Consider the following 13,529-nt stretch of genomic DNA (forward strand, 5'->3'; position numbering starts at 1 on the left):
ACATACGGCCACTCGTAACGCCTCGGTGACCGTCATTGAGGGGACGGGAACCCTGACGTTAAACGGAAAACCCATCGCCCTCAAACCGGGTGTTTTCGTCTTTATGCCGGCGAACGCGCCCCATGCGCTGGTGGCGTCGGAAAACCTGACGTTTTTGCTGACGTTAACGGCTTAAGCGGTAAAACGGGCTATTATAATAGTGGTCGAACTCAGTTCAGCCGTTGAGTTTGACGATCACTATTAATCGTTGACGGTTAACGATTAACACGTCATTGACACTATGCCTTCTCTCGAAGATGCGATCGCGGCTTTGGAGACAGGAGACTATCGTAGCGCCTCCCGACATCTCAAAGTTTTATATCGAACAATGCCCGAAAATCCCTGGGTGCGGTTTTATATTGCTCGCCTCTACGAAGAGACTCAACGACTCGATGAGGCCGAACAAGCCTATCGAGTTGTATTACGAGATAACAGTTCGCCTCGAATCCTGAATCAAGCCAGACAGGGAATGCAGCGGCTGGAGACGAAACGCAAAACACAGCGAGAGAAGGCGATCGCCGCCGCCAAAGCCGAGTCAGATCCCGAGGAAGCGGGGGTTTTGGTGCTAGAAGCGACGCCCAAGGAACGCCGTAAACAGGCCGCGCAACAATTGGCGCGGGTGTTTGACGTTGAGGCCTATGCGGCGCGTCTGATTTTGCAGGTTCGGGGTTGGCGGCTGTATCGTACTGGCCCCCTGGCGGAGTTGCAGGTGTATGAACGGGAGTTGGCCGCAACGGATATCTGCGCGTTTACCGCGTCGTTAACGGAGATCGCCAAGTTAAATGTCTGGCGCGTCGATTATGTGCAATCTTTGACACCGAAACCGGTGGTCATCTGTCGCGATCGCGAAAATCGTCAAGGAAAGTTTAGTTTTGACTGGGCCGAGGTTCGCCAACAGGTGCGGGGAGGAATCCCTCTGTTTATTAACGCGGTGAGTTATGACATCAGCCGCCGCACGAAGGATCAGATCAAACGTAAACCCGAAACTCAAGATTTTGTGCAAATGTGCGATTTGCATCTCCCGAAGCGGGGGGTGATTTTGCGTTTTTGCGATCGCTCCTACGAGTTTGACAAGGGGGTGATTTTTTCCCCGGAACAACAGCAGCAAATTGGTAAACTACGAGCGGCCACCTTGCGAATTAACTGGAATGGCATTATCAAGGTGTTTGATCATCAACTCAGTGATGGTCTGATCTGGTCGGACTTCATGCAATTTGCTGAAACGGCGATCGACTTCCATTTTCTCATGGAGGGCATTAAACCGTATATTGACATTGAACGCAACGAAGCGAGTCATTGGGACCCTGCTTTTCAACTGTATAGTGGTGCGGCTTGGATGCGTTACCGTCGCCGGGGACCGCAGGGGTCTTAAGTCTTGTCAATCTCTCGACGACTGGGGGACTTGAGGGGGAGCAAGAACCAATCAAATGATCCGGGTTCTGGGGCCTCCCATCTGTGATACAAAGGAGCAAGTCATAAGGGGGAGATGTCAGCGCGGTGGAAGCTTACCCACAAGGCCATAATGACCCAACAACTGAGCTACGGTCAATTGTTCAAGGGATTGACCGAGCCTTACTGTCTGATGAGATTTCGGTACGGCTGCAACAACGCAATCCCTGGTTACAGGTGTTATTTGAAGCTCGCGTTATTCCTGACCGAACAGTCTGTATTCCCTTAGCACGACGAGCGGTGCAACAGTGTCATCTGGCGGGGGTGCAGGCGATCGTGATTTATGGGCGACGCTGGGGACAGCATGAGCCGGATTGGACTTATAAATATCCCTTGAGGGAGTTTACACCGCGATCGCCTCAATCGTCCGAGTCCCCCCAGACTCCAGCGGCGGCCCCATCGTCTCAGTCCCGCTCGAATCGCCTGGTGATGCGGGTTTCCGCCCTGAGTTTGCTAGGATTCAGCTTTGGGGGACTTTGGGGACTCCTCGATCACGGTCAGTTACAGGGTCAGAGTCGCCAACTCGGACAAACGGTTTTGGCGACGATCTCGCAAAACCTCGATCGCCTAACGCCATCGTCCTCACCCCAATCTCCCGCCGAAACCAATCTCAGTGAGGTTCTTCCAGAAACGCCTGAGATTCCCACCCCTAATCTTCCCAGTTCAATTCGCATCAAAGCGGTGGGAGATATGATTTTGGGAACCAACTATCCCAGTCATCGCCTCCCGGCTGATCCGAGTCTTTTCTTTGCGAATGTGATGAAAGACTTACAGGGGGCAGATATTCTATTTGGTAATTATGAAAGTACGCTAACGGATCATCCCAATAGTCCCAAAGATACCAGTCGCGGCACCCAATTTGCCTTTCGATCGCCTCCCGACTACCGCTATCTTTTTCAGGAGGCCGGTTTTGATATCGTCAGTTTAGCGAATAATCATTCGATGGACTTTGGTGAAATTGGTTTGCGGGATACGATTCGGAATTTCAATGAGGTGGGTATTGCTACGGTTGGAGAACGCTATCAAATCACCTATTTAGATGTAGAGGATGTGACGATCGCGTTTATTGGCTTTAGTACCTACGATTTTCATAATGATATTAATAATATCGAGTTGGCTCGACAATTGATTGCTGAAGCGGATAAACAAGCTGAAGTGATTGTGCTGTCGATTCACGCTGGGGCGGAAGGAACGGGGGCGATGCACGTGAGCGATCGCCAGGAATACTTCCTCAGTGAAGATCGTGGCAATATCGTTGGCTTTTCTCGCGAGGCGATTGACGCGGGGGCGGATTTAATTTTAGGTCATGGTCCCCATATTCCCCGAGCGATTAACTTGTATAATGACCGCTTAATTGCCTATTCTTTGGCTGATTTTGTGGGTTATCAGACCCTTTCAACGGAGGGAGCGTTAGCCTATTCTTTGATTTTAGAGGTTGAATTAAACTTAGAAGGCGAATTTATTTCGGGACAGATTATTCCGATTCATTTAGGGAATACGGGTATTCCGGTGCCGGACGGTCAATTTCGGACAGTCAACTTAATTCGCAATTTAACTCAGACTGATTTCCCAAATGCTCCCATCATGATTGATGAACAGGGACAAATCCTTGTAAAATAGGGTTGATCTCGCCTATTTAGGGCAACTTATATTATAAACTGATTGTGAGACGTTTTTTGACGCAACATTGTTTAACGCAACATTGTTTGACGCAACGGGTCTATAAAGGACTCTGTTTATTGGCAGTGTTTTGGCTGTTGGGGATGCCGAGTGCTTGGGCCGATTCCTTGAGCGATCGCGTTGAGCGCTTCCCCTATTGGCAACGGAAACCCACGGTTACGGTGGTGAACAAAGAGGAGTTAGTCTATCCCGACTGGATGGCTGGAACCTGGGATGTGACGAGTACCCTGTTGCAGTTAGAGGCTCCCTTAGCGCCGGATTTAAAGAGTCCTGGCTTTGAAGGAAATCGCCGTTATCTCAATCAACCGCTGACGTTTCAAGTTCGCTTTGAACCTCAGAAAAAGACGGGTTTAGTGGTCGGCGATCGCACCTTTAATAGTGAAAATATCAGTCAAGCCTATTTTGGTGAGGAGAGTGACATTAAGATTATCGCCGATTCTGAGAATCCTAACCGTCAGATTATCGATATGGCGGGAAGACAAGAATTAGTCTCGGTGGTGCGGGGACGCAATCGTGAACAACCTGAGAGCGATCGCTTTCTCTCGACCGAAATTATCTATCAAGTGTTTCGCAGTCCTGGACAAATCTATTTTAATGAAGTTGAAACCACGACCGACTATCAAAAACAGGATGCCGATCATCTCGAAGCTGAACAACTGACGGCCATTTATCTATCTCCTAAAGATCCCGCCTATTTTCGTGCTAACGGAAGTCCAGTTGCGCTCTATCGCTATCATTTAGACTTGCGGCGATCGTCGGGGTCGGCTTCACCTTAGATGAGGCTCAATTAGGAGGGTGACTCTGAAGAGGATGTCCCTAAATTGGCGGCCGCAAATACCTGATCCACCGTCAAGTTTAGGTCTGCAAACTGTTGAGAAACAATGGGTTGTGTCTGTGTAAACTGACTCTCTTCATATAACCCTTCCTCTAGGCGCAACACCGAGATTTGATTGACCATTGGATCAACAATCCAATATTCAGGGATTTCAGCGGCGGCATATTCCGAGCGTTTGTAGCGATAATCGCGGTTCACTGATTCGGGACTGACGATTTCAATCACTAGCAACGGAGGGGTTTGGAACACCAACGATTGTTGACTCATCTCCTGAGCTTGTTCAAGAGTCGCCACACAGACATCCGCTAAACGAGATTTGGTTGGCCCCGTTCTGACACCGGCATCTCGAAAGCAAATCCGGGGTAATCCCTGACGTTTGATTTCTGCTTCCAGACAGGACTCAATGAACTTAGCAATTAAAAAATGTTCCAGTCTCGGGGGATTTATTGGTTCTAACCTTCCATGTATCCATTCGTAACGTTGAGCGGTTCCATCATCATACTGAAGATAGTCTTCAAAGCTGTGTAGGCGTTCAACCGTAATTGCTGTCATTTCAGGTTTTATCCTCCATCGATTAGCTATATTCTAGCGAACAGGGAACAGGGAATCCTCTTACCGCTCGTGTCATGGCTCTAGCCGTGACACGGACTTCTGGGCGGCTCTGCCGCCTACTCGGGAGGCAGAGCCTCCAGCAGAGCATGACTTGGCAGAGCCAAGTCACGAGGAAAAGTCACGAGGAAATAGGGGGGAAGTCACGAGGAAATAGATAGGGTCTATGGATTCCGTATTACTACTTCATTTTTGAAAAAACCCCCCCTGTTATCGGCAGGGGGGTTTTGGGAATTAGAGTTTGCCAATAGAAGCAGCCAACGGGGTTAACCCACCGACTCACTCAACTAGGCATTGGCAAACGCTTTCGCTTCAGCCGCTTGGGGAGAGTCGGCCTCACTCGGAGGAACCACCTGCCAAAACTGAGGTAGATAGGTTGACCAGTTCTCCAGAATCCGTTGAGCCTTGGCACTGCCGCGATCGCCGTGAGCTTGAATCAGAGACTTCAACTGCTCTTCACCGGCTGGGGTCGAAACCCGCTGAATCTTGACAATTTCCGGGTTGACTTTGGCGGGGAACTTGCCATCTTCATCGAGGAAGTAGGCTAACCCACCGGTCATTCCGGCGCCGACGTTGCGGCCGACGGGGCCGAGTACGACGACGACACCACCGGTCATATATTCACAACAGTGGTCACCAGCACCTTCGATGACGGCTTGACCTTTCGAGTTGCGAACGGCGAATCGTTCTCCGGCCGAACCTTGAGCGAACAAGATGCCACCCGTTGAGCCATAGAGACAGGTGTTGCCGAGGATGACGTTTTCTGCGGGGTCAAAGGTGGTTCCAGAGGCCGGTTTGATGCAAATTTCTCCGCCGTGCATTCCTTTGCCCACATAGTCGTTGGCTTCGCCGGCTAGGGTTAAGACCATTCCGGGGAGGTTGAAGGCGGCAAAACTCTGACCCGCACTGCCGGTAAAGGTGAGATCCAATTGTCCTTCAAAGCCGGTGTTGCCATATTTTTTGGCGATGACTCCGGCGATGCGCGCTCCTACACAGCGATCGGTGTTGACAATCTCAATGGTTTTGCTGACGGAACCTTGGTTTTGAATGGCGTTGGCGATGTCAGGATCGGCCAAAATCTGCTCATCCAACACGGGACCGTTGCTGTGAACGGGTTGAGGAGTGGCCCAGTCACGATTCTCGGCTTGAGGTAAGTCGGTCAAGCATTTGAGGTCGATGGACTGAGGTTTGCTCAACTGCACCTCTTCACGAACTTTGAGCAAGTCAGAGCGGCCAATGAGGTCATTGAGAGAGCGATAGCCGAGGCGAGCCAGGAGCGATCGCACCTCTTCGGCGACAAACATAAAGAAGTTGACCACATTCTCAGGAATCCCAGGGAAGCGCTTGCGGAGTTCTTCCCGTTGAGTCGTGACACCCACGGGACAGCTATTCATGTGGCAAACCCGCGCCATAATGCAGCCTTCAGCAATCATGGCAATGGTTCCGAAGCCATATTCCTGAGCGCCCATGAGAGCGGCCATGACCACATCCCAACCCGAGCGAATTCCCCCATCTGTGCGCAGGATAACTCGTTCGCGTAGTTGGTTTTCCATGAGGACGCGATGGACTTCTGTTAATCCCAATTCCCAGGGACTGCCGGCGTGTTTAATCGAACTCAGAGGCGAGGCGCCAGTTCCGCCATCATGGCCCGAAATTTGGATGACATCGGCGTTGGCTTTGGCCACCCCAGCGGCGATGGTCCCAATACCGACGGAGGAGACGAGTTTCACCGATACCCCAGCCTCGGGGTTGATTTGGTGCAGGTCAAAAATCAGTTGCGCCAAATCTTCAATGGAGTAGATGTCATGGTGGGGGGGCGGTGAAATCAGGGTGACACCGGGTTTAGACCGGCGCAACATGGCGATGTACTCGCTCACCTTGCGTCCAGGAAGTTGTCCCCCTTCGCCGGGTTTCGCCCCCTGGGCCACTTTAATTTCGATTTGTTTGGCGTTCATGAGGTACTCGGGGGTGACGCCAAACCGTCCCGATGCCACTTGTTTGATGGCTGAGGAGGCGGTATCGCCAGATTTGAGGCCTTTGAGTTGGGGCCGAATGTTGGAGAACCCGTTGTCGTCTACGTCATTGATGACTTTGAAGCGGACGGGATCTTCGCCCCCTTCGCCGGAGTTGGATTTGCCGCCGATGCGGTTCATGGCGATCGCCAAGGTTTCGTGGGCTTCTGGGGAAAGAGCGCCGAGGGACATTCCCCCGGTGCAGAAGCGTTTGAGGATGGCCTCAATGGGTTCGACTTCATCTAAAGGGATTGAGGGGCGATCGCCCTCCAAGTCTAAGAGGTCTCGTAGGGCCGTCACCGGACGGTTCATCAGGTGATTTTTATAGACCTCGTAATGGTCGTACTGCTGCTCGCGCACGGCTTTGTGCAGCACTTTGGTCATTTCGGGGTTGTTGCCGTGATATTCGCCCCCTTTGCGATATTGGACGAAGCCGTAGTTTTCCAATTTGGCGACATGGGGGAAAGCCCGTTTGTGGAAGCTGAGGACTTCTCGCCCTAAGTCAGCGACGGTCATACCCCCGATGCGGGAGGTTGTTCCCTTCATGCCTAAGTCAAGCACGTCAGCCCCGATACCAATGGCTTCAAAGATTTGCGCTCCTTGGTAGCTGGTGAGTAGGGAAATTCCCATTTTGGAGAGAATTTTCAGCAATCCGGCTTCGGCGGCTTTGCGGTAGTTGGCTTGTACGTCAGCTAGGGTCAATTCCGGCAGTTTTCCGGATTTCATCATGGATTGGGTGCGATCGTTGTTGACCCATTGACGCAGGGTTTCCCAGGTCAGATAGGGGCAAACGGCACTGGCGCCATAGCCAATGAGACAGGCGTATTGGTGGGTACTCCAACATTGAGCGGTATCAACGACGAGGGAGGCTTTCATGCGTAGGCCGCGGCCGATGAGGGAGTGGTGAACGGCGCCGACGGCGAGCAGTGGGGGAATGTAGCTGTTGTCTTCGTTGATGAGGCTGGGGTTGCTGTTGGCGTCGGTGCGATCGCTGAGGATGAGGATTTCAGCCCCGTCTTCAATAGCGGCGGCGGCTTGCTCACAGAGGGCTTCTACGGCAGGTTTTAGCCCCTCTGCCCCGCTATTGAGGTCAAAGAAGGTTGAGAGGGTTACGGTCTTGAGAACGCTGTTACGGATGCCGCTGAGGTCATTTTCTCCGAGGATAGGACTCTCGATACGCAAGAGGCGATCGGGGCCGGGGGCGGTGTCGAGTAGGTTGCCCCGTCGTCCGAGTTTCATTTCCAGGGACATGACCAAGCCTTCGCGCAGGGGGTCAATGGCGGGGTTGGTGACTTGGGCAAAGCGCTGTTTGAAGTAGTCGTAGAGGAGGCGGGGTTTGTCCGAGAGGACGGCTAGGGGAATGTCGTCTCCCATGCAGAAGGTGGGTTCTTTGGCATCCCGGGCCATGGGAACCACCACCATATCGACGTCTTCTTTGGTGTAGCCGAAGGCGGTTTGTTGTTGAACCAGTGCGTCGGCGTCGACTTCAAAGGGTGAGTCGCTGCGGCGTTCTCCGAGGATGGGTCGAGCGGCAACCCATTCGCCGAAGGGATGTTTGGCGGCGACTTGCCGTTTGACATCCCAGTTTTTGAGGAGTTTGTGATGTTCGAGGTCAACGGCAACGGTTTGTCCGGGACCGAGGCGACCGCTTTCGAGGATGTTGGCGGGGTCGATGGGGACGGTTCCGGCTTCAGACGAGACGATCACGAAGCCGTCTTTGGTGAGGATGTAGCGGGCGGGCCGTAGGCCGTTGCGATCGAGGGCTGCACCGACGACTTTACCATCACTGAAGGCTAACAGGGCGGGGCCATCCCAGGCTTCTTGAACGCCGCTGTAGTATTTGTAGAAGTCCAAGACTTCCGGATAGGCTTCGAGTTCCGGCTGGTTCATGTAGGCTTCGGGAACCATCAGCATTAAGGCTTCGAGGGGACTGCGCCCGGAACGCACTAACAGTTCCATGACGTTGTCTAGGTTGGCCGAGTCGCTGTTGTCGGCGTGAACGATGGGCAGCAGGGTGTCGATGCGATCGCCCCACAGGTCATGCTGTAGGTCTTGGCTACGGGCTTTCATCCAGTTGATGTTCCCGAGGAGGGTATTGATTTCGCCGTTATGACCCAGTAGGCGCATGGGTTGCGCCAGGGGCCAGCGAGGCATGGTGTTGGTGCTGAAGCGGCGGTGATAGACGGCGAAGGAGCTGGTGCAGTCGGGGTTTGGCAGGTCGCGGTAGAAGTCTCCCAGGACGGCTGAGCGCACCATAGCTTTGTAGACGATGGTGCGGTTGGAGAGGGAGCAGATGTAGAAGTTATAGCCCCATTGGATGGCAGGATGCTCGTTTAGGTTTTTGCCAATCAAACGCCGTGCGTAGAAGGTGGCCCGTTCGAGTTCGTCTCCGTCGAGTTCGTTATGGCTGACAATGACTTGCTCGATTTGCGGCTGGAGGGTTTTGGCTTGGGGACCGAGAACGTCAGGATTGACGGGAACTACACGCCAACCGATGATGTTAAATCCAGTTTTTTCTAGGTTTTCGTTGACGACGTCCCGGGCTTCTTGGGCGGTTTCTTCGTCTTGGGGCAAAAAGATCATGGCCACGGCCATGCGCTCACGAACCCCTGGAGTCAGGTTGTTCTCTTGACACCATTGTTCAATCAGGGTCCAAGGAATGGCCATGAGAATCCCGGCTCCGTCTCCGGAGTCGTTGTCGGCACTGCATCCACCCCGGTGTTCGAGACAGGAGAGGGCGGCGAGGGCTTTACCGACGATGTCATGGTTGCCCTGTCCGTTCGGTGCGGCAATAAAGCCAACTCCACAAGCGTCTCGCTCTTCAACGAGCCACCGTTGTCCCTCCCGAGGCGCACTGGCGGCTCGGTTGGGGGCTGATTGCGGGGGGGTTTGCTGGTTTGCGTTGCGGTTGATGCCCATTCGATCCATGTTCGTTCCTCTACGTGATGGGTATTCTAGCTTTTTTTGTGGGTGGGATAGTTTGAGAGATTAAGTGTCAGAGTTGGGGGTGGAGATCGATTCCCAGGGTCTAGGATGGCCATCCTGAAGATCGTCACAGAGATGATAACGTCCCACAGTTGCCGGTGGGACATTGTGAGTCACGGATGTACGTGGGATTGTACGTGGGACTGGATGTGGGACTGGATGTGGGGGGATCTGCATCGGAAACGTTACGTTACAGCGTCAGCTTTGAGGTACGATTTGCCACGATCGCCTCGGGTAAAGCTGACCATCCCATTCGGGAGGGGGGTTTTAACAAGGACTTGCTTTGAACGTCAATTCGTTGGCAAAGCGGCTTTGGGTTAGGAACAACGCCTTGGATCTCGTTCTGACAACGGCTGATCTCGACCACCTCTTTCGATTTTAGAGCATAAATCTTAGTTGAAAATACCCCACTCTGGCAACATGCGTAATGGTTTGCTGACGAATTGGCGATCGCGGCGGGGGCTGAGGGGTCTCTCTTTCGTCTGCGTTTGTGGGAGACTATGATAGTATCATTTTTGAGTAAATCCTGGCCCAAGGTTTGGCTCAAGGTTTGGCCCAACCGCTGAGTCTTGCGGCGGCCGAGTCCAAGGTTTGATTCAAGGCCTGGCCCAAGGCCCGTTTGTCTCTGGCTAAGTCTAGGGGTTGGTTTTTGAGGAGTCGATGGGCGTTTTCTGTGAATTGTTTGGGAATTTGTAGAGGGTTAATAATGTTAAACAGTGCTATTGTTGCCTATTTTCACTATATCGCCTTTATGTTGGCGATCGCCGCTCTGGTGGTTGAACGAATCAGTCTTCGAGAACGTCTCAGTTTTGAAGAAGCGCAACGGATTGTGATTGCGGATTCTGTGTATGGACTGTCGGCGATTGTGGTTCTCGTGACTGGAATTTGGCGCGTCCTCTATTTTGGGAAAGGGGCTGCTTATTATATGAACAATCCCATTTTTTGGACAAAAATCGGTTTATTTTTGTTTGTGGGAGCGTTATCGATTTATCCAACGATCACCTTTATTCTCTGGATTAAGGAGTTGCGGGAGTCGGCGGCGCCGGTGTTGAGTCGAGTCAAGTTTCAGGTGCTATCGACCCTGGTTAGTGTGGAAATTGTGGGATTTTTGCTAATTCCTCTGTTTGCGAGTTTGATGGCCCGAGGATTTGGGAGTCGTTAAGAATGAACCCCTGAGATTCCATATCATCTTGTGTTTAATTCCGGTTAGAGTCGGGGCGATCCACGAGGAGCGATCGCTCGTAGGGAGTGAAGTCTTCCGCCTGTTCAGCTTGCTTGGCGAGGAGGTCGGCGGTTGCATCAGCGATGTCCCCAGTTCGTTGCTGGAGACGGGCTTCTAAGACCGCTAACGGGGCTTGACAATGGACGATTTTTAGGGTAATGTTCGCGGCTTGCGATCGCTCGTGAACCTTGTCTCGCCAGCGGCGGCGATCGTATTTAGCATCAAGAATGACGGTCCAGCCCAAATCGGCTAACATAACCCCCAAGTCTGCGAGTTGGCTATAGGTGCGATCGCTCATTTCGGGGCAATAAATTGCATCAGGTCCCCGTTGATTGAGAGGAACACCTGCTAGGTGTTTACGAACCGCATCAGAGCGAATTTGAATCCCGCCTTGGCTTTGAGCAATTTGTCGGCCTGTCGTACTTTTACCTGACCCCGATAACCCGGACATCATAATAATTTCCCCGGACTTGGATTGAGTATAGCTCCAGGCGAGACGATAATAGTCAGCAGCGGTCTGAGCGGCGGCTTCTTTCTCCTGGGGGGGGATGGAGTCGTCGTCAAGGAGAAAGGAGGTCACTTTGGCGCGAACATAGGCCTGACGGCTGAGATAGAGGGGTAAAACGCGCAATCCTTGCCAATCTCCCGTCCATTCGAGGTAGGTGTTGAGGAAAGCGTTTCCTAAATCGGCCCGTCCCCTGGCTTGACAATCCATGACGGTAAAGGCGACATCGTACATGACATCGACATAGCGAAAAGATTGGTTAAATTCGATGCAGTCAAACAGGAGAATACGGTCGCCCCAAAGTGCAATGTTGCGTAGGTGTAAATCCCCGTGACAGTTGCGAATTTTGCCGTTGGCGATTCGCGCTTGAAACCAGTCGGGATGGTCTGTGAAGATGCGATCGCTATAGGCTTTGGTTTCCTGAAACTGTTGTTGGCTTTGAACTCGCCCAATATAGGCTTGAGTATAGTGATAGTTGTCGTCAATGGCTTCACGAATGGCGGCAATTTCTCCAAACTGAGAAATCTCCTCACTCGTGGCTGCTTCAGCGTGATAGTCAGCCACCAGTCGCCCCAAGTCTTCCATCTGAGCGTGAGTGAGTTCCCCGCGATCGAGTAAGTCCACAAAGAGATTATCTTTGGGAAACTGTCGCATTTTTAGGGTATAGTCAACGGGGTCTTTATCGCTATTTTCGTTGCTATCTAAGAGAAAGCGATCGCCGTGCTGGATAATCGGTAAGACCGCCAAATAGATGCCCGGCGCACCTCGTTGATTTAAACGTAATTCCTCTTGACAAAAATGCTTCCGTTTCTCCACCGTTGAATAGTCAAAAAATCCTAAATCAACAGATTTTTTAACTTTGTAGACAAACTCTCCCGTCAACAGAACAAACGAGCCATGAGTTTGTTTGAGTTCAATCGGTTGCGTCACCGGATGGGGGTAAAACTCCGGTTGCTGCATCTGTTGAATCAGAGGGGGAAGGGAAGACATTGTTTATCGTTAAGGGTTGAGGGTGGACAGTTGAGGGGTCATGGTGCGCTCAACTATCCACCGTTTACGGTTATAGGAGGGAACGAGTTTCTTGAGGTTCGAGGCGGGGGCCAAGGCTGGAGACGACGCGGGCGGCGGCTTTAGATGCGAGTTTTCCGGCATCTGGGAGGCTCATACCATGGGTGATTCCATAGAGTAACGCTCCGGCGTACATATCTCCGGCGCCAACGGTGTCGATGGCGTTTACGGGGACCGCATCGAGTTCAATGATAGAGTCTCCGTCGAAAATTAGGGAGCCTTGGGGGCCTCGGGTGATGGCGAATTGTTTGGCGAGGGTTTGACAATGGGCGATCGCCTGGTTGAGATCATTCGTCTCGGCCAGTTTAAGGGCTTCGGTTTCGTTGGCAAAGAGGAAGTCGAGTCCATCGCCAATCATCTCTAATAATCCCGGTTTGAAGAAACTCACCATGTTGGGATCGGAGAGAGACAGGGAGGTTTTGACGCCAGAGGTTTGGGCTAAGTTGCGGGCTTCGATGGCGGCGGCTTTACCGGTGGGGGAACTGACGAGATAGCCTTCGATGTAGAGATAGTCAGAGTCGGTGATGGCTTCGGGAACTAACTCCTGGCTGGAAAACTCGGCCGCAATCCCGAGGTGGGTGTTCATGGTGCGATCGGCGTCGGGAGTGACGAACACTAAGCATTTGCCGGTGACGCCGTCGGGGCGAGCGTTCGGGTTAATGTTGCTGTCAACGCCACATCGTTGTAAGTCTTCGAGATAAAACAGGCCACTGTCGTCGTTGGCGACGCGACAGGAGTAGAAACTACGGCCGCCAAACTGACTGACGGCGATCGCGGTGTTCGCCGATGAACCGCCGCAAGCTTTCTTGACTTCATGGGGAGCCAGTTCACTGACCAGGGTATGATGACGATCTTCGTCAATGAGAGTCATCACCCCTTTATCAATTCCGAGGCTAGAGAGTTTGGCCTCATCTAACTCAAATTCAAAGTCAACGAGGGCATTACCGAGGGCATAAAGGTTGTATTTGGACATGATTTAGAAGAAGGGAACAGGGAACGGGGAACAGGGAACAGGGGGAAGAAGGCAGGAGGCATAACCCACCCCTAACCCCTCCCAAGAGGGGATGGCAAGAGGCATAACCCACCCCTAACCCCTCCCAAGAGGGGATGGCAAGAGGCAGGAGG

Annotated in this window: 10 protein-coding genes; 6 read left to right on the top strand and 4 right to left on the bottom strand. The window is 52.4% G+C overall.

Features of this window, described 5'->3' with window-relative positions:
• The 4 genes from R6U67_RS18360 to R6U67_RS18375 all read left to right on the top strand — a co-directional run.
• The coding region (locus R6U67_RS18360) for a cupin domain-containing protein (RefSeq protein WP_410253896.1) at positions 1 to 175 on the top strand (175 nt) is incomplete at its 5' end.
• Between the two features lie 105 nt (positions 176 to 280).
• Positions 281 to 1,411 carry a tetratricopeptide repeat protein gene (locus R6U67_RS18365; protein ID WP_410253888.1) on the top strand — a complete coding sequence of 377 codons (1,131 nt, stop codon included), beginning with the start codon at positions 281 to 283 and terminating at the stop codon, positions 1,409 to 1,411.
• A gap of 125 nt (positions 1,412 to 1,536) precedes the next feature.
• On the top strand, positions 1,537 to 3,108 hold the full coding sequence (locus R6U67_RS18370) for a CapA family protein (RefSeq protein ID WP_410253889.1): 1,572 nt from the start codon (positions 1,537 to 1,539) through the stop codon (positions 3,106 to 3,108).
• A gap of 44 nt (positions 3,109 to 3,152) precedes the next feature.
• Positions 3,153 to 3,944, top strand: a complete 792-nt coding sequence (locus R6U67_RS18375; RefSeq protein WP_410253890.1) for a DUF6816 family protein — start codon at positions 3,153 to 3,155, stop codon at positions 3,942 to 3,944.
• A gap of 11 nt (positions 3,945 to 3,955) precedes the next feature.
• Here the strand turns inward: R6U67_RS18375 and R6U67_RS18380 are convergent, their stop codons facing one another.
• Positions 3,956 to 4,555: a Uma2 family endonuclease gene (locus R6U67_RS18380; protein ID WP_410253891.1), complete on the bottom strand. Its 600-nt coding sequence runs from the start codon at positions 4,553 to 4,555 to the stop codon at positions 3,956 to 3,958.
• A 344-nt stretch (positions 4,556 to 4,899) separates the two neighbouring features.
• Positions 4,900 to 9,552 carry a glutamate synthase large subunit gene (gene gltB / locus R6U67_RS18385; RefSeq protein ID WP_410253892.1) on the bottom strand — a complete coding sequence of 1,551 codons (4,653 nt, stop codon included), beginning with the start codon at positions 9,550 to 9,552 and terminating at the stop codon, positions 4,900 to 4,902.
• A 176-nt stretch (positions 9,553 to 9,728) separates the two neighbouring features.
• On the opposite strand from gltB, the gene R6U67_RS18390 reads away from it, so the two are divergent.
• A complete protein-coding gene (locus R6U67_RS18390) occupies positions 9,729 to 9,896 on the top strand; it encodes a hypothetical protein (RefSeq protein WP_410253893.1) in 168 nt (55 codons plus the stop codon).
• A gap of 419 nt (positions 9,897 to 10,315) precedes the next feature.
• Positions 10,316 to 10,771: a DUF2214 family protein gene (locus R6U67_RS18395; protein WP_087708324.1), complete on the top strand. Its 456-nt coding sequence runs from the start codon at positions 10,316 to 10,318 to the stop codon at positions 10,769 to 10,771.
• Positions 10,772 to 10,805: 34 nt separating this feature from the next.
• Here R6U67_RS18395 and R6U67_RS18400 read toward each other — a convergent pair whose 3' ends face one another.
• Both R6U67_RS18400 and R6U67_RS18405 read right to left on the bottom strand, forming a co-directional pair.
• Positions 10,806 to 12,326, bottom strand: coding sequence for an AAA family ATPase (locus tag R6U67_RS18400; RefSeq protein ID WP_410253894.1), 1,521 nt, complete (start codon positions 12,324 to 12,326; stop codon positions 10,806 to 10,808).
• Positions 12,327 to 12,396: 70 nt separating this feature from the next.
• The gene (locus R6U67_RS18405) at positions 12,397 to 13,377 is read right to left on the bottom strand and encodes an adenosine kinase (protein ID WP_410253895.1); all 981 of its coding nucleotides are present in this window, start codon (positions 13,375 to 13,377) and stop codon (positions 12,397 to 12,399) included.
• Between the last annotated feature and the right edge of the window lie 152 nt (positions 13,378 to 13,529).

Source organism: Sodalinema sp., from assembly GCF_046483825.1.
GTDB lineage: Bacteria > Cyanobacteriota > Cyanobacteriia > Cyanobacteriales > Geitlerinemataceae > Sodalinema.

Coding starts and splice junctions, on each gene's coding strand:
- gltB (WP_410253892.1), bottom strand. CDS start 9,552: ATGGATCGAATGGGCATCAACCGCAACGCAAACCAGCAAACCCCCCCG.
- R6U67_RS18390 (WP_410253893.1), top strand. CDS start 9,729: ATGTACGTGGGATTGTACGTGGGACTGGATGTGGGACTGGATGTGGGG.
- R6U67_RS18380 (WP_410253891.1), bottom strand. CDS start 4,555: ATGACAGCAATTACGGTTGAACGCCTACACAGCTTTGAAGACTATCTT.
- R6U67_RS18400 (WP_410253894.1), bottom strand. CDS start 12,326: ATGTCTTCCCTTCCCCCTCTGATTCAACAGATGCAGCAACCGGAGTTT.
- R6U67_RS18395 (WP_087708324.1), top strand. CDS start 10,316: ATGTTAAACAGTGCTATTGTTGCCTATTTTCACTATATCGCCTTTATG.
- R6U67_RS18405 (WP_410253895.1), bottom strand. CDS start 13,377: ATGTCCAAATACAACCTTTATGCCCTCGGTAATGCCCTCGTTGACTTT.
- R6U67_RS18365 (WP_410253888.1), top strand. CDS start 281: ATGCCTTCTCTCGAAGATGCGATCGCGGCTTTGGAGACAGGAGACTAT.